The sequence below is a fragment of the Dysgonomonas sp. BGC7 genome (assembly GCF_001261735.1).
GTDB lineage: Bacteria > Bacteroidota > Bacteroidia > Bacteroidales > Dysgonomonadaceae > Dysgonomonas.
On the sequence record NZ_CVRP01000005.1, the window covers coordinates 11,973 to 37,322 of the forward strand.

At 40.0% G+C, this 25,350-nt stretch carries 16 protein-coding genes; all 16 read left to right on the forward strand.

What is annotated here, in order from left to right; genetic code table 11:
- Positions 1-112 precede the first annotated feature (112 nt).
- The 16 genes from BGC7_RS03140 (at position 113) to BGC7_RS03215 (ending at position 25,347) form a co-directional block, all read left to right on the forward strand.
- Positions 113-1,660, forward strand: coding sequence for a hypothetical protein (locus BGC7_RS03140; RefSeq protein WP_050700117.1), 1,548 nt, complete (start codon positions 113-115; stop codon positions 1,658-1,660).
- 226 nt (positions 1,661-1,886) lie between these two features.
- The gene (rbsK, locus tag BGC7_RS03145; protein WP_050700118.1) at positions 1,887-2,816 is read left to right on the forward strand and encodes a ribokinase; all 930 of its coding nucleotides are present in this window, start codon (positions 1,887-1,889) and stop codon (positions 2,814-2,816) included.
- Positions 2,817-2,837: 21 nt separating this feature from the next.
- The gene (gene rbsK / locus BGC7_RS03150) at positions 2,838-3,773 is read left to right on the forward strand and encodes a ribokinase (protein WP_050700119.1); all 936 of its coding nucleotides are present in this window, start codon (positions 2,838-2,840) and stop codon (positions 3,771-3,773) included.
- A gap of 17 nt (positions 3,774-3,790) precedes the next feature.
- Positions 3,791-4,951: an Lcl C-terminal domain-containing protein gene (locus BGC7_RS03155; RefSeq protein WP_050700120.1), complete on the forward strand. Its 1,161-nt coding sequence runs from the start codon at positions 3,791-3,793 to the stop codon at positions 4,949-4,951.
- Positions 4,952-4,969: 18 nt separating this feature from the next.
- On the forward strand, positions 4,970-7,912 hold the full coding sequence (locus BGC7_RS03160) for a SusC/RagA family TonB-linked outer membrane protein (RefSeq protein WP_050700121.1): 2,943 nt from the start codon (positions 4,970-4,972) through the stop codon (positions 7,910-7,912).
- A gap of 13 nt (positions 7,913-7,925) precedes the next feature.
- Positions 7,926-9,338 carry a RagB/SusD family nutrient uptake outer membrane protein gene (locus tag BGC7_RS03165; protein WP_050700122.1) on the forward strand — a complete coding sequence of 471 codons (1,413 nt, stop codon included), beginning with the start codon at positions 7,926-7,928 and terminating at the stop codon, positions 9,336-9,338.
- A 52-nt stretch (positions 9,339-9,390) separates the two neighbouring features.
- A complete protein-coding gene (locus BGC7_RS03170; RefSeq protein ID WP_050700123.1) occupies positions 9,391-11,010 on the forward strand; it encodes a DUF4832 domain-containing protein in 1,620 nt (539 codons plus the stop codon).
- A 6-nt stretch (positions 11,011-11,016) separates the two neighbouring features.
- Entirely contained in the window at positions 11,017-12,624 is a 1,608-nt protein-coding gene (locus BGC7_RS03175) for a DUF4832 domain-containing protein (protein ID WP_050700124.1), read from the forward strand.
- A gap of 10 nt (positions 12,625-12,634) precedes the next feature.
- Entirely contained in the window at positions 12,635-13,645 is a 1,011-nt protein-coding gene (locus tag BGC7_RS03180; RefSeq protein WP_050700125.1) for a nucleoside hydrolase, read from the forward strand.
- A gap of 26 nt (positions 13,646-13,671) precedes the next feature.
- Positions 13,672-14,679, forward strand: a complete 1,008-nt coding sequence (locus tag BGC7_RS03185) for a GRP family sugar transporter (RefSeq protein ID WP_050700126.1) — start codon at positions 13,672-13,674, stop codon at positions 14,677-14,679.
- 109 nt (positions 14,680-14,788) lie between these two features.
- Positions 14,789-16,723 carry a glycoside hydrolase family 97 protein gene (locus tag BGC7_RS03190; RefSeq protein WP_050700127.1) on the forward strand — a complete coding sequence of 645 codons (1,935 nt, stop codon included), beginning with the start codon at positions 14,789-14,791 and terminating at the stop codon, positions 16,721-16,723.
- Between the two features lie 195 nt (positions 16,724-16,918).
- Complete coding sequence (locus tag BGC7_RS03195) at positions 16,919-17,278, forward strand: hypothetical protein (protein ID WP_050700128.1); 360 nt, start codon at positions 16,919-16,921, stop codon at positions 17,276-17,278.
- A gap of 272 nt (positions 17,279-17,550) precedes the next feature.
- Positions 17,551-20,682 carry a SusC/RagA family TonB-linked outer membrane protein gene (locus BGC7_RS03200; RefSeq protein WP_369799069.1) on the forward strand — a complete coding sequence of 1,044 codons (3,132 nt, stop codon included), beginning with the start codon at positions 17,551-17,553 and terminating at the stop codon, positions 20,680-20,682.
- Positions 20,683-20,702: 20 nt separating this feature from the next.
- Entirely contained in the window at positions 20,703-22,379 is a 1,677-nt protein-coding gene (locus tag BGC7_RS03205) for a RagB/SusD family nutrient uptake outer membrane protein (protein ID WP_050700130.1), read from the forward strand.
- A 36-nt stretch (positions 22,380-22,415) separates the two neighbouring features.
- Positions 22,416-23,786 carry a DUF4960 domain-containing protein gene (locus tag BGC7_RS03210; RefSeq protein ID WP_050700131.1) on the forward strand — a complete coding sequence of 457 codons (1,371 nt, stop codon included), beginning with the start codon at positions 22,416-22,418 and terminating at the stop codon, positions 23,784-23,786.
- A 70-nt stretch (positions 23,787-23,856) separates the two neighbouring features.
- On the forward strand, positions 23,857-25,347 hold the full coding sequence (locus tag BGC7_RS03215) for a glycoside hydrolase family 32 protein (RefSeq protein ID WP_050700132.1): 1,491 nt from the start codon (positions 23,857-23,859) through the stop codon (positions 25,345-25,347).
- Positions 25,348-25,350 lie beyond the last annotated feature (3 nt).

A 25,350-nucleotide genomic window follows, 5' to 3' on the forward strand; every position in this document is an offset into this window, starting at 1 on the left:
ATCGAACTATGCTTTCACACCCTTGTGGATAAAAGGGTTGAATACATTGGAATAAATTCACTGTATCTCGACTTCAAAATATTAGAGGTACTTGCTTTTTTAATTAATAGCTATGAGAAGAATAGATTCTATCATATCCTTGATATACTCTTTGTCTAAATCGGAGAAAAAACACTTATCCCTTCACGTTGTCAAAGGCAATGAGGATAAAGACTTCCAGCTTATATATAATATTATCGCAAATGATAAGATACAGGATGGGAATGTAGTAAAAGATAAGTTTCGGAAACGCAGGCCCAACAGCTCGTTTGAGATATCAGTGCAATACCTGTATGAAAAACTGCTGGATGCCTTACTGATGCTTCGCAAGAACAAAGATGTTTATTACGATCTATATCAAAACATTTCAAAAGCCCGGATGCTATATGAAAGATCAGCATTTCATGAATGTTTCGAAATATTAGAAACAACAATCAAGCAAGCAGAATTTTACGAGAGCCACGAAATATTATTGATTGCAACTAAGCTGGAGCTCGAATATCTTCTACGACTCAATTTTCCTGACATGTCGGAGCAGGAGCTTTACCACAGGCATTTCATGCAAAATGATGCTTTGAAAAAGATCAGAAAGATAACAGAACAAGGAGCTCTTTTCAATTTGCTGAAATATAGATTGGCACATAAAGGTTTTATCCGAACCGAAAAACAAAAGCAGGATATGAACGACCTTATGGTAAACGAGCTCTATATTGCAGCATCTACAGAGCCCAATCACAACTTCGAAATAACCAAAAATCATAAACTGTTTCAGGCAAACTATCTGACCAGTGTAGGTGATTATCGAGCTGCCCTAAATTCTTTCAAAGAACTAAACAAGCTATTTGAAGAAAATCCTCAATTCTGGGCAAATCCTCCAATATATTATCTGTCTGTGATCGAAGGTGTGCTCGATAGTTTACGTTCGGTGGGCGACTATAACGAAATGCCCTATTTCATGCAAAAGCTGGAACAATTAGCAGAAAGTTCTTCTCTCGAATTCAAAACGAATACAATATGTGTGCTATTCCAATATGAACTTTTCCCATATTTGGATAAAGGCGATTTTTCTAATTGTAATAAAATAATAGAAAAATATCAAACTCCTCTCTTCGAAAAAGAATCGTGGCTAAGCCCTGTGCGTAAAAGCGAACTGTTTCTATACACCGCCATTGTATCCATCGGAAACGGTAATTACCAAATGGCAAAGAAGCACATAAACCGGATTACGCTCGATCATAATATCGATTATCTACCATTGATGAGAACAATACGGCTAGTACGGCTGATTGCATATTACGAAACAAACGAATTCGATCTGATCAGTTACGAATCGCGGTCGATAAAAAGAGGTATGTCTTTGAAAAAAGAAAAGTCTTTCAAAACCGAACATACCATATTGTGGTTTTTGAATAAAAGAGATTTGCCCATATTGAGGAAAGACAGAGAGATTATGCACCAAAAGCTATTGCCTAGCATCCAAAGCTTGCATGAAGACAAATATGAAAATCAACTGTTGCGAATTTTTGATTTTACAGCATGGATGGAATCTAAAATATTAAAAGAAAATTTATCCGAAATATTATTGGTACATGCAGAAGCCAGATATCAAAGATTCAGATAAAATAAATTTCGTTATTTGAAAACATACTTTTTAATGCCCTAAGTGTATTCAAATAGCGCCTGTTTATTATTTGATTTTATATAAAACAGATAATAAATAGAATATTATATTGTAAATAAGCATAAATACATCATTTTATTGAATTTTGAACTTATATAAATACGCATTTTATGTAAAAAATGCGCATATCTAAGTATTTATATTTGTTTGTCTAATTGTAAATGCTATGGAAAACGTACTCTTGAAAAACAATCCTAAAATTATAGTTATTGGCAGTTGCAACACCGATATGGTGGTCAAAGCGAACAGATTACCTGTTCCCGGAGAAACCATACTAGGTGGTACCTTTTACATGAATCCGGGTGGTAAAGGTGCAAATCAGGCAATTACAGCAGCCAGATTAGGAGCAAACGTAACATTTATTTCAAAAGTCGGATATGATCTTTTCGGTTTACAAGCCATGGAAATATATAAATCCGAAAAGATAAATACCGATTATGTATTTACTGACCAGACAAAACCATCAGGCGTAGCACTCATTTCGGTCGATTCTTTTGGCGAGAATTGCATCATCGTGGCTTCGGGAGCAAATCAATCCCTGTCTCCTGAAGATATCGACAAAGCAAAAGACAGAATACTGGAAGCCGACATTGTACTTATGCAGCTCGAAATCCCCATGCAAACAGTAGAATATGCAGCATCTATGGCCTACGACTATGGGAAAAAGGTCATACTTAATCCCGCTCCCGTATCAGCTTTAAGTAATCATTTTCTGAAAAAAGTATATGCTGTTTTGCCCAACCGTATCGAAACAGAAATGCTTTCAGGAATTAAGGTTGTTGACGAAAAGAGTGCCTATAAAGCAGCAAAAGCAATTAGCAGTAAAGGTATTGAAAATGTAGTAATCACTTTAGGTAAAGAAGGAGCCTTTGTAAAAGAGCGCGATAGCTTCGTAATGACTCCTGCCACTGAGGTGGAAACAATAGACACAACAGGAGCAGGCGATGTCTTTTGCGGAGCAGTAAGCGTATATCTTTCTGAGGGTCATTCTCTTATAGAATCGGTTCGGTTTGCAAACGCTGCTGCAGCTATTGCAGTTACCCGCATGGGAGCTCAGAGTGCCATTCCCTACAGATCGGAAGTGAGGGTCGAGTAAAAATCTAAAAAAGTAAAATCTATGAAAATAGTTGTAGTTGGAAGTTCCAATATTGACATGGTTGCACAGGTTAATCATCTTCCTGCTCCCGGCGAAACGGTAGGTCATGCCCGTTTCATGCAATCGTTTGGGGGCAAAGGTGCCAACCAAGCCGTAGCTGCGGCTCGGTTGGGTGGATCTGTGACTTTTGTAACCTCTCTGGGTAACGACATGTATGCTAAGGTATTGAAAGGACATTTCCGTGAGGAGGGCATAATCACCGATTATATAGTCGACGATTCAGCCAATCCTACAGGGATTGCTCTGATTTTTGTTGCCGATAGCGGAGAAAACTGTATTGCTGTAGCTCCCGGTGCAAATGGTTCCTTATTGCCCGGAATGGTAAGTAACTTTTCCGAAGTGCTGGATGATGCAGATATTGTAGTTATGCAAGCCGAAATTCCTTACGACACAATCAAACATATAGCGTTGGATGCGTCTAAAAGGGGTAAAAAAGTATTATTCAATCCCGCTCCCGCTTGCCACATAGACCCTGAACTGATGAAAGCTATAAATATATTAGTAGTCAATGAGCTTGAAGCAGAATTTATTTCAGGTATCACATACACAAAAAATAATATTGAATTTATAGCAGACAGCCTAATCGAAGCCGGTGCACAAAATGTAGTTATCACTCTCGGCAGCGATGGCGCATACATGAAAAACAGAAAAGAAAGTTTTCGTATATCCGGATTCAAGGTTAGTGCCATAGATACAATAGCCGCCGGCGACACTTTCTGCGGAGCACTTGCTGTAGTCTGTGCTCAAAAAGAAATAGACTACGAGTCCCTTCGGTTTTCGAATGCTGCTGCGGCCATTGCCGTCACACGTTCGGGAGCCCAACCCTCTATTCCTATGTTGAGCGAGGTAGTACAATTCCTTGCCGATCATAAAAAAGAAGAAACAGCCCTTAACTAATTATAATCTAATAGATCATGAAAAAGTGTTTTAAATTATTATTCATTACCGGATTATTATTTCTGGCTTTTGGATGCGATGATGATGACAAACATGTTGCGGAACCTATATCGCCTATATTCAAGGAGGTAAAAATGCCGAGCGAGATGAGTATTATTCCCGGACAGGCAACCCAGATAACAGGGCTTGGTTTTGCACATGAAGACAAAATCTTCTTAACAGGTACTGAGGGCACAATAGAAGTAGAAGTGCTGGAAGCTACCGATAGTTATATCAAATTTGTTGTACCTATCGATGCCGGAGGAGAATATTCCGTTACGATAGAGCGCGCCGAAAAGCAAACTACACTAAATAGTAAGTTAAAAGTACCTTTCGTTGTGCCTTTAACAGATGTAGTATTACCTACAACAGCTATTCCACAAGAAGGAGAAGTTCGCATCGAAGGTAAAGGATTCGAAGCCGGAGACGTGGCAAAACTGACAGCGACATTCTATCCTGACGGAACAGAATACAGTATACCTGTAACATTGACTTCCGAAGGTGCAAAATTCAACTTACCAAAAGGTACTTATGGTATAAATACGATAGTAATAGAGCGTGGAAACCGAAAATCGAATTTAGGAACAATAATAGCAGCAACCAACGTTGGCGATGTACTCGGCGGTGGTATTGTATTCTGGGTAGATGCCAATAAAGCCCATGGATACATAGTAAGTAAAACAAATGTAGGCACAGCCACCGAGCAGTTTGGCCCCGAGGTAGATCCCGTTAATGCCTCAGGAACAAGTCAGGCTATGGGAAGCGGCAAATCGAATTCGCAAAAAATAGCAGCAAAAATGGCTCAGCTTCGTAGCATAAACGATTGGCCAGAATGGAAAAATACAAAGATAGCAGCAGAACTGTGTGAAGAATTCTCTGTTACAGAAAACAATCTTACCTATACCGACTGGTTCTTGCCTTCACGAGAAGAGTTAATCGAGCTATTTAAGGTTAAGAGTGTGATGACAGCTAAAGGATATGCAATTTCGCCCAACAACTATTGGTCTTCGAGTGAAGCAGATGGAAATACAGGATGGGCAGCATACTATGTTAATTTCTATGAAGATACGAACATAATATCAGAGTTTGTTTCAAAAAGTGGTTGGAAAATAGGAGTTCGCCCTGTCAGATCATATTAACATTATAAAATTGATACAATGAAAAAAATCATATTACTAAATATAGCTATCCTCTTTACCTGTCTGTTGAGTGCGCAGGTGAAAATAACAGGAATAGTAACAGATGTGAATAGAGAAACTCTTCCGGGAGTATCCGTATCTATAAAAGGAACAACTACAGGAACTATCACAGACATAGACGGTACTTATACCATACAGGCAAAGAAAGGCGATGTACTGAACTTTTCCCTTGTAGGTATGATAGGGCAGTCTGTAACAGTAAATAATCAGAATGTTATAGATATACGATTGGTAGCCGATGCTATCAATTTGGATGAGGTGGTAACTATTGGTTACGGTATATCTAAAAAAAGTGACCTGACAGGAGCTGTAGCCTCAATTAAGTCTGAAAGCCTGACCAACTCTAAAGTAGGAACTGTAACATCTGCACTACAGGGTCTTGCTGCCGGTGTACAGGTCAGTACAGGATCGGTAAAACCCGGAGGCGACGCTACGATTGTTATCCGGGGAGTCGGATCTCTTCGTGCGGGTAGCGAACCACTATATGTTGTAGATGGGATACCGGTACAAGGAGGGCTTCAAGACCTTTCATCTGTAGATATAGAATCTATAGAAGTACTGAAAGACGCTTCCTCAGCCTCTATTTATGGTTCAAGAGGATCGAACGGAGTAATATTGGTGACTACAAAAAAAGGTACGGCCGGCAAAACGAGAGTAACGTTCAATGCCTCGTACGGAACACAGAGAATGCTGAATAAACAAGATCTGATGAATGCTCAGCAATACTACGAGTTGGTTTCAATAGCACAGCCCGACTACAAATGGACATCGGAAGAACTTCGCCTGCTAAGCCGTGGAGAGTCTACCGACTGGCAAGATGCAGTAACACAAAATGGGAATTATCAGAATTACAATATTTCTATTACCGGCGGAACAGAGAAGCTTTCTCACTATCTGGGCGTAGACTGGTACGACCAGAAAGGAACTATCAAAAATTCGTCATTTGATAAATTAACTGTACGTTACAATGTAGATGCTATCGGATCAGATTGGTTTAGATACGGAGTGCGCTTCAATGTTATCGAATCTAAATTAAATAACATAAATGAAGAAACAGATTCGGGCTATGGAACAATGTTTAGTGCTATCAGCTCCCAACCTACAGCTCCTATTTACACTCAGGACGGAGAGTATTTTGACGGATTTCTTAATACTAAAGCAAATCCTGTAGCAATGGTTGATTTATTAGACAAAGCAACCCTGAAAACGAGAATTGTAGGTTCTGCTTACCTAGAAATAGAACCAATAAAGAATTTGAAAATAAAGTCGGATAATGGAGGAGAACTCGTATTCTACAAGGTGAATATGTATGAAGACGGACGCATGGGACAACATTATACCGAAGGCGGACACGCCAATGTAATGGCAAACAAAAAGAAATATTGGCAAACAGAAAATACAGCAACTTACAATTTCGATCTGAATGAGAAACATAAATTTGGAACAATGATTGGGTTCTCTGCCTCGGAAGTAGAATACGAAGAGGTAACAGCAGACTCTAAGAAATTATCTGAAATATTGAAATATTACAATTTGGGTGGTGCTGAAGAACATGGGCCTAACGCCTCCTACGGAGTTTCTTCCTCTTTGGCTTCGTTCTACGGGCGTTTCAATTATAATTTCGACGACCGCTATTTGGCTACTCTTACAATGCGTGGCGACGGATCATCACGTTTTGCACCCGGTCATCGTTGGGGTTTCTTCCCTTCTTTAGCTTTGGCTTGGCGTCTTTCGGAAGAGAGTTTTATCAAGAAAAATACATCCATTATTAGTAATCTAAAATTGAGAGTTAGTGCCGGAAAACTAGGAAATCAGAATATTGGGGATTTCGCATACTCATCTACTATTGCCCTTGGAGGCTCTTCAGCTAACTATGTGTTTGGAAATGGGCTGGCAACAGGTTCTGTACAAACTTCGATAGACAATCCCGAACTAACTTGGGAAAAAGCTAATCAGTTTGATTTAGGTATTGATTTCGGGCTGTTCAATAACCGTATTGCAGGAACTATTGAAACCTATTACAAACGCACAACCGATTTGTTGTGGCAAGTACCGCTACCTCTCGAATCTGGTTTTGGTAGCTCGTTGACCAACATAGGCAAGATAGACAACAAAGGGATTGAGTTTTCATTGAATACGGTAAATATGAGTGTGAAAGATTTCTTATGGACTTCGGCACTGACTTTCTCTTACAATAAGAATGAAATAAAAGAACTATACGATGGTAAACAAGACGTAGGTAAGTATTTGTTTGTAGGCAAGCCAATCGATCAGATATACTTGCTACACTCAGATGGTATTTGGCAAATAAACGAAGCGTCGGAAGCAGCGAAATACAATGCTCAGCCGGGCGATCGCAAGATTCGGGATTTAAAAAAGGACAATGTAATCAATGGAGAAGACCGCGACTTTGGTGGAGTATATACACCTAAATTCTATGGAAGCTTCACTAACACGTTTGCTTACAAAGGGTTCGACTTGGTTACATTCTTCACTTTTGCAGGAGGCCATATGATCAATAATTCACTCAACAGATATATGAACTCTTACAATACTTGGGGTAATATGAGTGTAGATTACTATACCTATTACTGGAAACAAGACCGCCCTAACAATAAGTATCCGGCTCCGCGTATCGGAAGCGCTTATGCAAATGGAGACGGCACAGATGCGAACCTACAGAAGGGTGATTATATTAGATTGCGTAATCTGGAATTGGGCTACAAATTGCCTCAATCTATTCTCAAGAATATCAAAGCATCAAATATAAGATTCTATTTCTCTGTTCAAAATCTATTTACTGCTACTGAGTTTACAGGATTTGATGTAGAGTCTAGCGACAATACCAATCCTTATCCTAATGCACGCAGCTTTATCGGTGGAGTATCCATGAACTTTTAAAAAATCAATTGTTATGAAAAAATATTTAATCATCATATTGCTTGGTTGCCTTACAATGACTAGTTGTGACAGTTTTCTGGATCAGGATCCGAAGAGTGTACTCACTCCTGACAATGGATATACCAAGCCCGAAGACTGGCAACAGACTCTTAATGCAGCCTACGGATCGTTACAACAAGTGTTTGTTGGAAAATATACGATTACTCTATCCGAATTTGGAACAGATGAAGTCATCCCTTTCGATATGGGCTGGGCTGCTTATGCTCAGTTGCATCACTATACTTTCTCTGCAACACACGAATTTATAGACAACCACTACAGAGCATGTTATGAAGGAATCAAACGCTGCAATGCCGTTATAGACATACCTTCGGGTGTTGTGAGCAACGATATGCGCAATTCGATGGTTACACAGGCTCGCTTTCTAAGAGCATTATACTATTTCGATCTGGTGAGAATGTACGGTGGTGTGCCTTTGTGGACAAAAGCGGCTTTCGACAGAAATGATGTTATGAAACCTCGTGCCAGTGTAGACGACACATATACCTTGATTACCGAAGATATGATTTCGGCCTTAGAGCTGCCAACCACATGGAGTGATGCCAAAGACAAGGGACGTGCCACTTCTCTAGCAGCACAAGCATTTCTTGCCCGTGTATATCTGCAATGGGGAAAGCCTGACGAGGCTTTGAAATACTGCAAAATGCTGGATGGTAAGTTCAAATTGTATGATAATCTGAAAGACATATTCGACCCTAAAAACAAGAATCAGGAATATGAAAATATATTTGAAGTACAGTTCAAGCATTCCGGCTCATGGGGTCTCGAAGGAAGTTTACAGCACTCATATTGGGGCCCGCGCAATGTGGGAGGACCTACCAACTTTGGTGGTTGGGGTGGTTTCGGGCCTACTCAATACCTGTATGACTCGTATGACAATATCGACAAGCGGAAAAAAGCATTCTTCTTTACCCAATATAATGGCGTTGTACAGTCTCCTCCATCTTCGGCTAAGTTTTGGGACTCGGAATACGGAAATGTAATAGAAGACGACAATCTTAATTTTATACTTATGCGTTACGCTGACGTTCTTTTAATGAAAGCTGAGGCTCTGAATGCGACAGGAGATAATGACGAAAAATATAAGGCATTGAATTTGGTTCGCACCAGAGCAGGATTAGGCTCTATAACAGAGGACGATGGGTTGAACAAAGAACAGTTTGCAGAATTGCTGCTACAGGAACGCATGCATGAGCTATGTTGCGAACATATGCGTCGCTGGGATTTAATACGCTTTGGCAAACTGGCAGAATATATGAAAGACAGAGCCGGAGTAAACATCCAGCCATACCACGTTTTGTATCCGCTACCTCAGGCTGCTATAGATGCAAATGATGCTATTACAGAAAACAATACAGGTTATTAATTAAATCAGGCATAGGGAGCTTATGCTTCCCTATGCTAAAAAATAAATACTTATGAAGAATCTGATTTTTATAGTATGCTTATTTATTTCAGCACTTTATGTTTCTTGTAGTGACGAAGACCATGGAGTATTACCTCCAATCGAAGGAGGAGGATCAGTTGAAGTAAAAGATGGAAAAGTAACAGTCAATCCTGCCGAATTTACATATGCCATTCGCAATCCGATGAAAGGACTACGTGAATTTTTTGGCCCCGGATACGACAAAGTTCGAGGAGAATATCCATATCCATATGGTTCTTTAATCAAAGAATACATGCAGTGGAATATGCTGGAAGATAAAGCCGATGACGGGGTAGATAAACTAATCGCTTATAGCAATCACCGTTGGGAAGGCGTAGAAGATATCAATGTAAAAGTAATACCACGCATATATATAGTTTGGATGGAACCTTGGCATGGAGGTTACGCCAAAAATACATATACAGACAATCCTGACGACCTGAACGGTTGGCACTGGCCTAGCGACATACCGGGACAAGTGTACAGTGAAGATCCTAACAAAGCCATCACAGGAGGATATTTTGTTCCATCGTTTCAGGATAGAGTAAAAAAATTAGTAGAAAAAGCCGGTGAAGCATGGGACAACGATCCACGTGTAGCTTATGTGGAAATGGGTATTATCGGAGAATTTGGCGAACAACACGACCCTGACATTACAACATATTGGCCAGCTCACGATCAACCCAATCATGTAGAGAATCGCACGTGGGTACCGGGAATTGAAAAAGTGCTGGGCGATGCTTTTACAAAAGCTTTCAAGAACAAGAAAGTAATGGTACGCTATGCCTACGAGTTTAAAGATTACGAATTTGGCATCTATTGGGATTCGTGGTCTGCGGACGAAGAAAAAGTTAGAGGTTACGAAGAAATGAAAAAACTTGGCGACCGTTGGAAAAAACAACCGATAGGCGGCGAAATAACTTGGAACTGGGGAAGTCTGGCCAAATATAAATCATTCGAAGAAGTTGTAGGAAACGAGGCAACACGCGATTTAGTAGTTCAGCAAATTCGCGATCTGCATTGCAATCACTTAGGCGGCATCACATGGGCAGACTTCAACGATCAATCTTTTATTCCCAATGCCGACATGTTGCAGCGGATAATGGGCTATCGCTTTCTTCTTTCCAACTTCACGTATCCTACAAGCATCAAGCAGAACGAACCGTTTACTGTATCGTTCGATGTTGTGAATACAGGTTCATCTCCATTCTATTACGACTGGCCGGTAGAAATTGCATTGCTGGATGCAAAAACTCATCAGAAAGTATGGAGCAAAACTCTTTCCGGCGCTAAAGTATCACAGTGGATGCCGGGCGACAACTGGGATAATACAAAGAAAGAATATACAGTGCCTGCTGCTGCAACACACGTAGAAGAATCTTTGACATTAGATACAAACCTCGATACAGGAGATTATATTATCTCTGTTGCAATACTCGACCCGGCAGGAATGCTTCCATCGGTTCGCTTTGCCATCCAGAACTATTTTGAGGGAGGACGTCATCCTATGGGACATATTGGTGTTAATGCCGAACCTATATATTATGAAGTGAAATCCAGCGAATTCATGGATATGAGGCTGGATAGGACATTGAAATACAAGTTAAACTAATAAACAATGAAGCACATAAAAAGATTCATTGCACTGTTTTTCATTGCAGCCGTTTTATCCGGCTGCAAAGAAGACATGGTAACTGTATCTTATCCGGAATATACAAAAGCCTTTCGTAACCCGATGAAAGGCTTTAGGGAATACTTTGGCCCAGGAGAGGATAAGATAAGAGCAGAATATCCTTATCCGTATGGTTCGATGACAAAAGAATATATGCAATGGAATATGATAGAAGATGATTCATCAGACGGCATCGATAAAATTATAGCATATAGCAATCATCGGTGGAAAGGAGTTGAGGATATCAATATGAAGGTAATACTCAGAGTGCTCCTTGTCTGGGTAGAACCATGGCACGGAGGAAAAGCCAAAGATCCGAACAATCCGGACGACTTAAACGGATGGCACTGGCCAAAAGGAATTTCGCCGCAGGTAAGTCCTTACAAACAGATACCCGGATCGGTTGGAGCTTACGTTGATCCTAAAGACAAAACGACTCCGATCATAGGAGGATATTTCGATCCTGCCTTTCCCGAAAGAGTTGCAAAGCTTGTAGAAAAAATAGGTCAGGCATGGGATAACGATCCGCGTGTAGCTTATGTAGAAATGGGTATAATCGGCGAATGGGGCGAACATCACGATCCTGATCTATCAACTTACTGGCCTCCACACGATGAGCCAGAGCATGTTGCAAACCGCACATGGGTACCGGGTATGGAAAAAGTTCTGGGAGATGCTTTTACCAAAGCCTTCAAGAACAAAAAAGTAATGGTTCGTTATGCTTACGAATTCAAAGATTACGAATTTGGCATCTATTGGGATTCGTGGTCGCAACCTCAGGAACAAGTTCGTGGTTACGAAGAAATGAAAAAACTCGGCGATCGCTGGAAAACTCAGCCAATAGGTGGTGAAATAACATGGAACTGGGGCGACTTAGCGAAGTTCAAATCTTTTGAGCAAGTTGTAGCTGACAAGCATACACGCGAATATACTATCGAACAGATACGGAACTTACATTGTAATCATCTCGGAGGCATTACCTGGGCTAACTTTAATGACCCTGAGTTTAGAAAGAATGCTGAAATACTACAAAAAGCTATGGGCTACCGCTTTATCCTATCCGACTTTACTTATCCATCGGAAATAAAGAACGAAAAGCCATTGAATATTTCATTCAAAGTAGTTAATACAGGTTCTTCTCCTTTTTATTACAACTGGCCGGTTGAGGTATCTTTATTGGATGCTAAAACCCATCAGAAAGTTTGGAGCAAGACATTAGACAATGTAAATATTTCGGATTGGATGCCGGGCGATGATTGGACTATAGAAAAGGAAGCTTATCAAAAGCCTGCTCCCATAAACGAAATAAAAAGCTCTATTTCGATAGACAAAAGTTTACCTGATGGAGAATATATCATAGCACTTTCTGTACTCGATCCGGCGGGAATGCTTCCTTCGTTACGTTTTGCAAATGAGAATTATTTTGAAGGAGGGTATCATCCGATGGGATATATTGGTGTGAATAAAAAACCTGGAAAAGCTATGATAGACAAGTCTTTGTTCTATGATATACAAAGCGATAAAACGTTAAGATATAACCTGAATAATAACTAAATCTATTTATATGAAAATATTGAAGTACACATTATTAGCCATGCTTGTCTTCGCTTTCTGCTCATGTGAAGGCAAAAAGGGGACAAAACAAGAGCCCATTGCAGTAATATTCGACACGGATGTGGGAAATGACATTGACGACGTTCTGGCTCTGCAAATGCTTTTCAATTATGAAAAGGAAGGTAAGATAAACCTTTTGGGTATCACTATCGGAAAATGCAATCCATATTCGATACAGTATGTAGATGGCTATTGCCGATTAAATGACAGGGGTGATATTCCTCTCGGATTTGCTTATAATGGAGTAAATCCGGAAGACAATAAGTATTTACGCCCGACATTAGATACCGTTATTGACGGTAAGAAGATACTACAGCCTCAACGGAGCCTAAGTGACAGTTTACCCGAAGGATATAAACTTTTGCGTAAGTTGCTCGCTTCTCAGAAGGATGCCTCTATTGTATTCATTGCAGTAGGTCCTGAGACTAATCTGGCAAGATTGCTTGAATCGAAAGCTGACGAATATAGTGATCTGGACGGAAAAGCCCTTGTGAAAAAGAAAGTGAAGCTACTATCTATCATGGGAGGACTGTATGGTAATGAATTTGATTTTCCTGAATGGAATATCGTACAAGATCTGAAAGCTTCTCAAAAAGTTTTTGCCGAATGGCCAACCGAAATAGTTGCCAGCGGATGGGAACTCGGAAACAAACTCCTATACCCACATCAGAGTATTCTAAACGACTTCACCTCTGATCATCCTATCAGTGTTTCTTATAAGATATACGAAAAAATGCCTTACGACAGGCAGACTTGGGATTTAACGTCCGTAATACAAGCCATAGAGCCGGATAAAGGATATTTCAGTCTGTCTCCAAAAGGCATTATAGCTATCGACAGTGTCGGCAAAAGTATTTTTACCGCAAATGAGGAAGGAAAACATCGCTATATGCTAATAGATAAAGACAGTGTAGACTCTACCCTGAAGGCAATAGTAAATCAGGTAACAGGAAAGAAATAAGGTATAAACAATAAAAGATTGAGATTATGTTTATAGTAAACAGTTATACGTTAGCCATTCTGCTTTGCTTCATCACTATGTTGTGTTGGGGATCGTGGGGCAATACCCAAAAGCTTGCAAGTAAAAAATGGCGTTATGAATTGTTCTATTGGGATTACACCATCGGTATATTGTTGTTTGCCATACTGTTGGTATTTACGCTGGGCAGTTTCGGCGATTCGGGACGTAGCTTCCTTGAAGATATTCAACAGTTGGAATCGAAATATATCGTTAGTGCCATCATTGGTGGCGTAATCTTCAATGCCTCCAATATTCTTTTGGCAGCATCCGTATCCATGGCAGGTATGTCTGTGGCATTTCCTCTGGGCGTTGGTTTGGCTCTGGTGCTAGGTGTATTCATCAATTATTTCAGTGCTCCCAAAGGAGATCCACTATTGTTATTTTTAGGTGTATTCCTCATTGTAATAGCTATTATCTGCAATGGAATAGCTTCAGGAAAAAAGGGAGGAGAGCAATCTTCAGGAAATAGAAAAGGAATCATTCTGGCAGCTGTAGCAGGCATACTTATGTCATTCTTCTATCGGTTTGTTGCTGCGGCAATGGATCTGGATAATTTCGAAGCACCAACTCCCGGCATGGCGACACCGTATACAGCCTTTTTTATATTCACTATCGGTATTTTCTTGAGTAACTTCGTTTTCAACACGGTGGTAATGAAACGGCCATTTGTTGGTGAACCCGTCAGCTACAAAGAATACTTTTCCGGAAAATCGAAAACTCACCTTGTCGGCATTCTGGGTGGATGTATTTGGGGACTAGGCACAGCTCTAAGTTATATTGCCGCCGGAAAAGCCGGAGCTGCAATTTCCTATGCTTTAGGACAAGGTGCACCCATGATAGCTGCTCTTTGGGGTGTGTTTATCTGGAAAGAATTTAAAGGAGCTAATAAAAGCGTCAATATGCTTCTATTATTGATGTTTCTATTATTCATCGCAGGATTGTCTTTGATTGTCATGGCTGGCGAAAATTCATAAATATATATATGAAGAAAATAGAAATAGCCAAGCACATATCCGGAACAAAAGCAAGCCTCTTGGCGATGAGCTAACTAATTTTTAAAATTTTCAAAAATCACATTAAATAATGAAAAAGATATCTTTAATAGTTTTAACTCTAATTTGCTCTGTTATTTGCGCTTATGCAAAGCCTATTGAGGTGAAATCGCCTGATGGGAAAAACAAAGCAGTAATAGAGACAGATGGAAAAGTATCCTATTCTTTTTTTCGCGAAGGAGTTCAAATATTGACAAACTCACCGCTGTCTCTCACTGTAGGAAATCGTATTTGGGGAGAAGATAAAAAGTGCGAAAAGGTCGAGAGAAAATGCGTTTCTGAGCTGGTAAGCTTTATTGTTCCCCGCAAATACAAAAAGACTCAGAATAACTATAATCAGGTTCTATTAAACTATAAAGGATATAAAATAGAATTCAGAGTGTATAACGATGGTGTAGCTTATCGTTTTATCAGTACTGCCGAGAATAATGAGCCGGTGAAAGAAGAACAAATACAATATCGTTTCACTCAAGATCATCTAAGCTATACTTTATTGACAGATCAGTTGCAAAACTGGTTTGAACAAGACTATACTGTTAAGAATATCAACACTCTTCCTCGAGATAGCTTTTCTGTTGCTCCGGTAATGGTCAAAGTGGATAAATATAGGGTGTTACTGGCAGAAGCTGACCTCTACAATTATGCAGGAATGTACCTCCGACCGGGCGAACAGTCCTTCAATGGAGTTTTTGCTTATTATCCTGACAAAGAAGAGCCTGCCGATGGCGACAATAAAATATATGCTGCAACCCGCAAAGATTATATTGTGCCTCAATGCGGAAAACGCTCTTTTCCTTGGCGTGTAACAGGCATCTTCGACAGCGACTACGATATATTGAACAGCGAACTAATCTTTTTACTTTCGGAAGATGTAGCTAAAGGCGCAGATTATTCGTGGATAAAACCCGGAAAAGTATTATGGGACTGGTGGAACGACCGGAACATATACAATGTAGATTTCAAAAGTGGAATTAATACAGCGACCTATCTGTATCTTATAGATTATGCAGCTAAGCATAAAATAGAATATATTCTGATAGATGAAGGCTGGTCTGCCCGTAACGACCTATTGACTCTGAACCCTGAAGTAGACATTCCTCAGATATGTAAATATGCTGCAACAAAAGGTGTCGGTGTGCAGCTTTGGGCCAAATGGGTTAATGTAGACAGACAATTAAACGAAGCTTTCGACCAATTTGTAAAATGGGGTGTAAAAGGAGTGAAGATAGACTTTATGGACAGAAACGATGCCAAAATGGTAAATTTCTACGAGAGAGTAGCTATTAAAGGTTCTGAGAATAAACTTTTAATCGATTTTCACGGATCGTACCCCAATGAAGGTATGCGCCGCAAGTATCCAAATCTGATGACTCGTGAGGGTGTTGTTGGGCTTGAATATAACAAATGGAGTAAACGTGCAACAGTGAAACACGATGTCATTATTCCATACCTACGCATGTGGGTGGGGCCAATGGATTACACACCGGGAGCTATGCTAAATGCTCATCCTGAAACATTTTACGACAATCAGCGTGAGCCAATGAGCCAAGGCACACGCAGCCATCAATTAGCTATGTATGTAGTATACGAAAGTCCTCTCCAAATGATTTCGGACAGCCCGACCAAGTATGAGGAAAATCAGGAAAGTTTTGAATTTATAAAAAATACTCCTGCCGTTTGGGATGAAACTATTCCATTAGCAGGCGAAATCGGAGAATTTATCATTGTTGCACGCCGATCAGGAAATATATGGTACATCGGTGCTATGAATGGAGATACTCCTAGATCAGTTGACGTAGATTTATCTTTTCTGGGACAGGGTGCTAAGAAGATAAAAGCGCATATAGACGGGGTGAATGCTTCACAACAAGCAAAAGATTTTAGAGTAGTAGAATCCGCAATAACCAATCATAAACTTAAAATAGATATGGTCAGAGGTGGCGGATATATAGGTATTATTAGATAATAAAGCCTGAATCTTACTCAAAGATCATTAAAAATCGAACATAAAAGCTGTATATTTAATTAATATACAGCTTTTATATTTTTAGTTTGGGGATATTTATTCAAGATTATCGTAGATTTCAGTCCTATCTTTTTATCGTTCATGGGGTGATGTTTTAATTTGTTTGTTATATTTGATTTGTTTTAATTATTGATTATGAGTGACACTAAATTGACCAAATGGGATTTAATACTTCCTGCTATAGTTTTCATTGTAGGTATTCCTCTGATGATTCTTTTTTATAATTATGATAACAATAAAATAGAAAACAATATAAAAAAATCTTTATACTTACCCGATTCTGTTAAAACAGAAGTGAAAGGATTTGTCTTAAAAGAAAGATATATAAAAGAAAAAGGAATTACTCTTATTGACTTATCCAATGGGAGAAAGTACAGCTTACGTGATGCGTGGTTTATTAAGCGTGATTATTATATCTACAAACCAGCTAATAACGATTCAATTTATATTTATGATAGAAAAAATAAATTAATCAATCATAAACAAGAAAACTAAACCCTTATATCCTTTTTCTCTTGTTTTATCCTTTTCCTTCTTTATTTTCCAAGCCATTAAGCACTGTATTGGGAAGTCTACTGCCCGCTATTACTGAATGCAAGAGCCTTACAATCAGAATATTTTAGATTCTAAAATTCATCCAACCAGCCTGTATAAATTCTTCTCATGCTACATTTTTCATTGCTTTTGAACAATTTTTTATCATAAGGAATTTAAATTAAGAGGTTCTTTGCATTGAATTATACAAAATTTATAATACTAATACCATGATGAAAAGAATGAGAAAAATCCTCTTATTATTTTTCTTTGCGTCCTGCATCTCGGCATATGCTCAGGAAATAGACGTAAAAGGAATTGTGAAATCGAAAACAGATAGCGAGCCACTCATTGGAGTTAGCGTTACTGTGAAACACAAAACGATTGGGACTATAACCGACACAGAAGGTAATTATCATTTGACAACTAACACCAACGACACATTAGTCTTCTCTTATGTAGGATTCAAAACTACAGATATCTCGATTAAAGGCAAGCCGGAGATCAATATAGATTTGGAAGAAAACTCTCAAATGCTAAAAGAAGTTGTTGCAGTCGGCTACCGTACCGAACGTAAAGCAGACCTGACCGGAGCTGTCTCTGTGGTAAAGGTTAGCGAAATGATGTCGGCTGCCGAAAACAATCCGATGAAAGCTCTGCAAGGACGTGTGGCAGGAATGCAGGTGACAGACAACGGAGGCCCTGCCGGAAAAGCTACAATTCGTATTCGGGGTATCGGCACAATGAACAACAACGACCCTCTTTACATAATTGATGGCGTACCATCGCAGGGAGGGATGCACGAACTGAACTCGAACGATATAGAAAGTATACAAGTACTCCGAGATGCTTCGGCTGCAAGCATTTACGGATCACGTGCAGCCAACGGAGTTATCATCATCACTACTAAAAAAGGAAAAAGCGGAGTACTCAAAGTTGATTTCGACAGCTATGTAACTATCTCCAATTTCCATTCACGAATGAAAATGCTAAACTCAGGCGAATACGCACAAGTGTTGTGGAAAGCATCTGTAAATGATGGGATTGATGCCAACAGCAATGGCTTAGGGATCTACTATGATGAATCTACAGACGCCAACGGCCGTAAGACTCTGAATAACGCATATTTCCCGAAACAATATTATGACAAAGCCGGAAACAAACTCATTCCTGCCAATACCGACTGGTTTGATGAAATCACACGTACAGGTGTAGCACAGTCTTACAATTTGTCGGTAACTAACGGAACAGACAAAGGCAATTATTTCTTTTCGTTGGGCTACTATGACAATAATGGATTGGTAAAACATACCGACTTCTCTCGCATATCGGCACGCATCAACTCCGATTACAAACTCGTAGGAGATATAATAACCATTGGAGAAAACTTCTCTATAAACCGCACAAGTGAAGTAGAGCAGCCTTATCAGATAACAGAAGTAGCCATGATGGCTGTCCCCTTTATTCCTGTTCATACAGCAGATGGAAGCGGCTGGGGAGGCCCTGTACGATCCCTACCCGACCGACAGAATCCTGCACGCTTAGTATATCATAACAAAGACAACAGATATAATTATTGGCGAGTATTTGGTAATGCTTTTATAAACATTCGCCCTATTAGCAAATTAAATATCCGTTCCAATTTTGGAGTAGATTATGGCAACTTTTATAAACGATCGCTCAATCATTCTTTTGTATCGGGCTTCCTTGAAGAAAGTAAAGAAAAGAATTATTCCTTGATAGAACAATCGCATTGGACAAAATGGAATTGGTCTAATACCGCCACTTACGACTTTCAGATAGGAAAAAATCGTGTGGAAACTCTTGCAGGTATGGAAATGTTTTATCAGGATGATATTAGCTTTGCTATACAAGCCAACAATTTTGCACTGGAGACCCCTCAATATATGTGGCCTAGTCTTGGCACAGGAGCCATTACCGGACGAGGCGATGCAACAGGCTATAAGTTATTATCTTTCTTCGGTAAAGTTAACTATGCCTACGATGACAAATATCTGGCTTCGGCAACCGTACGTCGCGATGGATCTTCACGTTTCCATAAAAATAACCGATGGGGAACTTTCCCTGCCTTCAATCTCGGATGGAGAATCACACAAGAACCGTTTATGGATAAAACTAAAGATTATATTTCCGATCTTAAACTTCGCTTCGGATGGGGACAAAACGGGAATCAGGAAATAGGCAACTATTCCATTTACGATATTTACACACCATACTATGGCGTTACAGGTGATTATATCTGGGCTTCGAACGGAATATGGAGTACATCATATGATATGGACGGTAAAGGTTCGGGACAGCTTTCTTCAGGGTTTAAAAGAGACAGGCTCGGAAACGATAAACTGAAATGGGAAACAACTACACAAACCAACGTGGGGCTCGACTTTGCTTTTCTTGACAACTCTTTGTACGGATCAGCCGAATATTATATAAAGAAAACTAAAGATATTCTTGTCGAACCTCCTTATGCCGGAATAAAAGGAGAAGGAGCTACCCAATGGGTAAATGGTGCAGGAATGGAAAACAAAGGATTCGAATTTTCTGTCGGATATCGCAACAAAACAAATTTCGGCTTAGCTTACGATATCAATGCCAACATATCCACTAATAAAAATAAGGTAACTACCCTACCCGAATCAGTAATCAATGCCTATGGCGGAAACGGTAAATGGGACAACATTCTCGGACGCCCATACCAATCCTACTATGGCTATGTCGCCGATGGTATATTCAAATCGCAGGACGAATTAGATCAGCACGCCCGTCAGGATGGAAAAGGCATTGGACGCATTCGTTACAAGGATCTTAACAACGACGGATATATAGACGAAGACGACCGCACCTGGATCGGCGACCCTTATCCCGACTTTATGTATGGAGTGAATATTAATCTCGAATACAAGAATTTTGATCTCTCTATGTTCTTTCAGGGACTTCATAATGTAGATATAATAAATGATGTAAAAAGGCATACCGATTTTTGGAGTGTAATAGATGTATATTCAAATAAAGGCCAACGCCTACTTGATGCCTACGATCCTATTTCCAACCCAAATTCGAATATACCGAGCATAGCATACAACGACGCAAATAACGAAGCTCGTTTTTCGACCTATTTCGTAGAAAACGGCTCGTATCTGAAGATGAGAAATATACAGCTGGGATATTCACTTCCAACATCGTTGCTCGGGAAAGTAAAACTTAGCAAACTGCGCTTTTATGCCAGTGGACAAAATTTATTCACCATCAAGAGTAAAAGCTTCACCGGACAAGACCCTGAGAATCCAAATTTCGGATATCCTATTCCTATCACATTCACACTAGGTGTTAATGCTACTTTCTAATCTATAAACGATTTACCAAAATGAAAAAACTAAAATATACAGCTATTGCCCTTGCAGCCATATTGACAGCTACCAGTTGCGATTTTCTCGACAGCGACCCTCAGGGCATTATGACCAAAGACGAAGTAAAGACTCAGACCGAAGGTTTGGTTATTGCAGCTTATTCTGCATTAGGAAACGATCATTACGATGTTCCGTTTAGCCTTTGGCCTTATGGCAATGTCCGCTCCGACGATGCCTATAAAGGAGGAGGAGATGTTAACGACATTCAGCATTTCCACTATTACGAAACCGCTCAGAATATTGATCCGACTTTTGGAGAAGCTGACAGGTTGTGGTTTAACTGCTATCAGGCAATTTCACGTACCAATACTGCATTAGCTGCGCTAAAACAACTCAGCCTTGAGGATATGCCTCTTCGAGATGTACGTATGGGCGAGATGTATTTTTTACGGGGACACTTCTATTTCATGCTGAAAGAAGTATTCGGACATATTCCTTTTGTAGACGAAACTACTCCCGATAACGAATACGAAAAAACACCAAATACATTATCTAACGATGAACAATGGACTTGGATTGCAGGAGACTTTAAGAAAGCATATGATCTTTTACCTACAAGCCAGACACAAGTAGGGCGTGCCGACAAATATGCTGCCGCAGCCTATCTTGCCAAAGCGTACTTATACAAGGCGTATCGTCAGGACGAGAAGAATAATGTAACAAACATAGACACATCCGACCTTGACAAGGTACTAACCTACACTGCCTTTGCCATGACTTCGGGATATGGCTTAGAGCATGATTTTGGATTTAATTTTCTTCCGGGTGGGTATCAGAATGGTAAAGAGTCTATGTTTGCTGTTCAATACTCTATCGAAGACGGAACACAATATGGACGATTAAATTGGGGCGACGTGTTGTCTACTCCTCAAAAACTAGGATGTTGCGACTTTCATAAACCCAGCCAAAACTTAGTTAACGCGTTCAAAACAAATAATGGTATTCCGTTATTCGAAACATTCGATAATCAGAATTACAACATGTCTACAGACAAATCAGATCCTCGCCTGTTTCACACTGTTGCATTGCCCGGACTACCATACAAATACAATTCGGAGCTGATATACGAAAGCGATTGGAATCGTAATACAAACGTGTACGGAGTATATGCCTCTCTCAAAGAGAATGTAGACCCATCGTGCGACTGTTTCAAAAACGTCAATCCTTTTCGTGGAAACTCTAAGAATAGAATTATCATGCGCTTTGCCGATGTGTTGCTGATGCGTGCTGAGGCTCTTATCGAACTGAACAGAAGCAATGAAGCATTAACTTATATCAATCAGATTCGTGAGCGAGCAAAACGCAGTACGACCTTAACAGGCTATGCACCTAATATGAATGTTGCCATTTACGTTCCGGGAACAAACTGTACTTGGAATCAGGAATTTGCTCGTGAGGCGTTGAGGTGGGAACGCCGTTTAGAGTTTGCAATGGAAGGCAGTCGCTTTTTCGATTTGGTTCGTTGGGGAATTGCAGATGAGGTAATCAACGATTATTATTCTACCGAAGTAAGTCGACGCTCGACACTTTATGCAGGTGCCCGCTTTACCAAGAACAAGAACGAATATATACCTGTTCCTCAAAATCAGATAGGATATGTTAAAGGAATTTATAAGCAAAATTACGGCTGGTAAAACACCCATTGTTAACGTATTAAAAACAGAAAAAGAATGAAAACAGTATCATATAAACTATTATATATTTTGGCATTCGTGTGTGGAATTTCTCTACTATCGTGTGACGAAAGCAATAAAGGTGATCTCATTGTCGATGTAGACGCATCTATCGTATCATTCAAAGCCAACAATGTGAGCGGAACGATAAACGATGAAGCACAAACTATAACTATATATTCCCCGTGGTCGCACGATCTCACTTCTATGACAACACAAATAGAAGTACCGGAGGGGGCTACGGTTACGCCGGCTAATGCTTCGAATGTAGATCTGTCGAAAGGAGTTAGATACAGAGTGATAAATGGAAATCTATATTGGGACTATACCGTAAAAGCAGAGCACAGCAAGATGCTTACATTTACTATTGGCAACTACAAAGGAAAAATAGATAATACAACGGGGGAAATCATTGTAAAATATCCTATAGGACAACCTCTTACGGCTCTCTCTCCTGTATTTACCACAACTCCGGGGGCAAAGGTCGACCCACAATCGGGAACAGCACATGATTTTACCAATCCTGTAAAATATACAATGTCATACATGGGCGAAACGTTCGAATACACTGTAACTATTGTACCTACAAGCTTCGAGCCGATTGCTTTTCTAGGCACAGCAGAATCTGCCTCGGCAATAACGAATGAAGACGAAAAAGCAGCGTACAAGTGGTTTAGCGAAAATGTTGCCGATTTCACTTATATCTCATTTAGCGACATTAAAGATGAAAAGGTAAACGTTAAGAATTATAAGGCTATCTGGTGGCACCTGGATGGCGATGACAGCAACTTGCCGTCGGAGGCAAATGCGGTTTCAGTAACCAACAAACTGAAAGATTATTATCAGAATGGAGGTTCGTTCTTCTTCTCCTCGTGGGCAGTACAATATGTAGCAAGTCTTGGCATAGCCAAAGACGGCAAGGTGGCAAATAATATGTGGGGACAAGGAAACAACCCGTTTGTTATCGGAGACGATTGGGGAATCTGTTTCAAAGGAAATGAGTCTCACCCTATATTTGACGGATTAGCTAAAAAAGCAGGTTCGGACTATGTGGCATTCCTATTGAGCAAAGGAGTTAAAGCAAAAGCCCACAACGCATTATGGAATTTCGAATGGGGAGATTATGCTAACAACATTCCGGCCTGGACAGCCAACAACGGAGCTCTCAATCTGGCTAGTTTCCACTGGAACGAAGATATGAATCGTGCGGGCATCTTCGAATATCCAAAAACGGGCAATAGCGGACGGACTATATGTATAGGTCTCGAAAGCTACGATTGGTACAACGAAGACAATTCCGCTGCTAACACTTATATAGGCAATATAGAGTTGCTTACATCAAACATATTGGAATATCTTTCAAGATAAGTTTTATATTAAAAGCAGTTCGGTAACACTTTCTATATCGGACTGCTTCAACCTGAAAAAATAAAATACAATGAAGCTAAAATATATACTACCATCCCTTTCGTTATGCGCATTGAGCTTCTGTGCTTGCGGTAACGATCTTGATTATGTAAGCAACGATCCTAATGCAGACCCCAATGCACCTGCATGTTACGATGTAAACGACCTGCACTTTGATTATAATATATTCTTTCGCCCTACTAATGCTTGGGTAGGCGATCCGATGCCTTTTTATGAAAACGGAAAATTTTATGTTTTCTATCTTCAGGACGAACGTCCTGCCGGAACCACTTTCCACCCTTGGTATATGGCTACGACAAGTGATTTCACCAGTTATCAGGATAAAGGTGAAGCTATTCCTTGTGGAGAAGACAAATCGCAGGAAGATGCACTTGGTACAGGATCGGTATTTAAAGACGGAACCACATATTACGCCTTTTACACAGCTCATAATGGTGAATTAGACCCAAAGGAAAAAATATATCTGGCCACATCGACCAATTTGCAAACATGGAACAAACAAACTTCGTTCAGTCTTGAAGCTCCCAACGGATATGACCGTAACGAGTTTCGCGACCCGATTGTCTTCAAAGAAGGATCAAATTATAAAATGCTGGTGAGTACTCGTGCCGATGTAGGTGGCGGAGCATGGAAGGGAGTTGTCGCACAATTCGAATCGAACGATCTCTTTAATTGGTCGCCGGATGCTGCAAACCCATTCTTTTACATTGATGACGAAGCCTTCATGGTAGAATGTCCCGATGTCTTTACCGAGGGTAACTATCAGTACCTCATCTATTCGGGTATAGGAGATCGGTTGGTACATTACAAGTATCGCAAAACAGGTACCAGCAACTGGATAACTCCTGCCAACAGTGCATTGGACGGAGTAGCATTCTACGCCGCCAAAACAGCAGCAGATACAAACAGCCGATATCTATTTGGGTGGATACCTACCAAAGGCGGTTACAAGGATGATGGTGTGTACGATTGGGGAGGATCTCTGGCAGTTCATCGGTTGACTCAGAATAGCGACGGAACGTTGAACGTAACAATAGCGGAGTCGCTAAACAATAAGTTTTCGAATGTAACAGCTATTGGTACAACAGAACTGAATGCTTCAGAACGACAAGTTAAAGTATTCGACCGTCTGCCCAAAAGTGCTTGCAAAATAACAGCAAAAATAAAGGCAGGTACATCTACAAGCTTTGGTATCTCTTTTGGTGCATGTGGCAACCTGCGCGAAGTATATGATCTTGTATTCGACCTAAAAAACAGTCAGTTACGCATGGACAAAAACATAAGAGGACAATCACCCTCTACACTTGCGTCCGTAAAATTACCTGTTCCTGCAAATAAAGAGTTTGATGTAACAGTGATAACAGAAGGATCGGTCGCTGTCATTTATGTAAATAATCAGATAGCACTATCTACCCGTTCTTACCGAATGAACCAAAATCCTTGGGGAATATTCTCTAATAGTGGTTCTGCGACTTTTTCCGATGTCAAATTATCAAAATAAAAT

What these genes read in the sequence shown, in the direction of transcription:
- BGC7_RS03185 (WP_050700126.1), top strand. Translation starts at nt 13,672, where the DNA reads ATGTTTATAGTAAACAGTTATACGTTAGCCATTCTGCTTTGCTTCATC.
- rbsK (WP_050700119.1), top strand. Translation starts at nt 2,838, where the DNA reads ATGAAAATAGTTGTAGTTGGAAGTTCCAATATTGACATGGTTGCACAG.
- BGC7_RS03170 (WP_050700123.1), top strand. Translation starts at nt 9,391, where the DNA reads ATGAAGAATCTGATTTTTATAGTATGCTTATTTATTTCAGCACTTTAT.
- rbsK (WP_050700118.1), top strand. Translation starts at nt 1,887, where the DNA reads ATGGAAAACGTACTCTTGAAAAACAATCCTAAAATTATAGTTATTGGC.
- BGC7_RS03195 (WP_050700128.1), top strand. Translation starts at nt 16,919, where the DNA reads ATGAGTGACACTAAATTGACCAAATGGGATTTAATACTTCCTGCTATA.
- BGC7_RS03180 (WP_050700125.1), top strand. Translation starts at nt 12,635, where the DNA reads ATGAAAATATTGAAGTACACATTATTAGCCATGCTTGTCTTCGCTTTC.
- BGC7_RS03190 (WP_050700127.1), top strand. Translation starts at nt 14,789, where the DNA reads ATGAAAAAGATATCTTTAATAGTTTTAACTCTAATTTGCTCTGTTATT.
- BGC7_RS03215 (WP_050700132.1), top strand. Translation starts at nt 23,857, where the DNA reads ATGAAGCTAAAATATATACTACCATCCCTTTCGTTATGCGCATTGAGC.
- BGC7_RS03205 (WP_050700130.1), top strand. Translation starts at nt 20,703, where the DNA reads ATGAAAAAACTAAAATATACAGCTATTGCCCTTGCAGCCATATTGACA.
- BGC7_RS03140 (WP_050700117.1), top strand. Translation starts at nt 113, where the DNA reads ATGAGAAGAATAGATTCTATCATATCCTTGATATACTCTTTGTCTAAA.
- BGC7_RS03175 (WP_050700124.1), top strand. Translation starts at nt 11,017, where the DNA reads ATGAAGCACATAAAAAGATTCATTGCACTGTTTTTCATTGCAGCCGTT.
- BGC7_RS03155 (WP_050700120.1), top strand. Translation starts at nt 3,791, where the DNA reads ATGAAAAAGTGTTTTAAATTATTATTCATTACCGGATTATTATTTCTG.
- BGC7_RS03200 (WP_369799069.1), top strand. Translation starts at nt 17,551, where the DNA reads ATGAAAAGAATGAGAAAAATCCTCTTATTATTTTTCTTTGCGTCCTGC.
- BGC7_RS03210 (WP_050700131.1), top strand. Translation starts at nt 22,416, where the DNA reads ATGAAAACAGTATCATATAAACTATTATATATTTTGGCATTCGTGTGT.
- BGC7_RS03160 (WP_050700121.1), top strand. Translation starts at nt 4,970, where the DNA reads ATGAAAAAAATCATATTACTAAATATAGCTATCCTCTTTACCTGTCTG.
- BGC7_RS03165 (WP_050700122.1), top strand. Translation starts at nt 7,926, where the DNA reads ATGAAAAAATATTTAATCATCATATTGCTTGGTTGCCTTACAATGACT.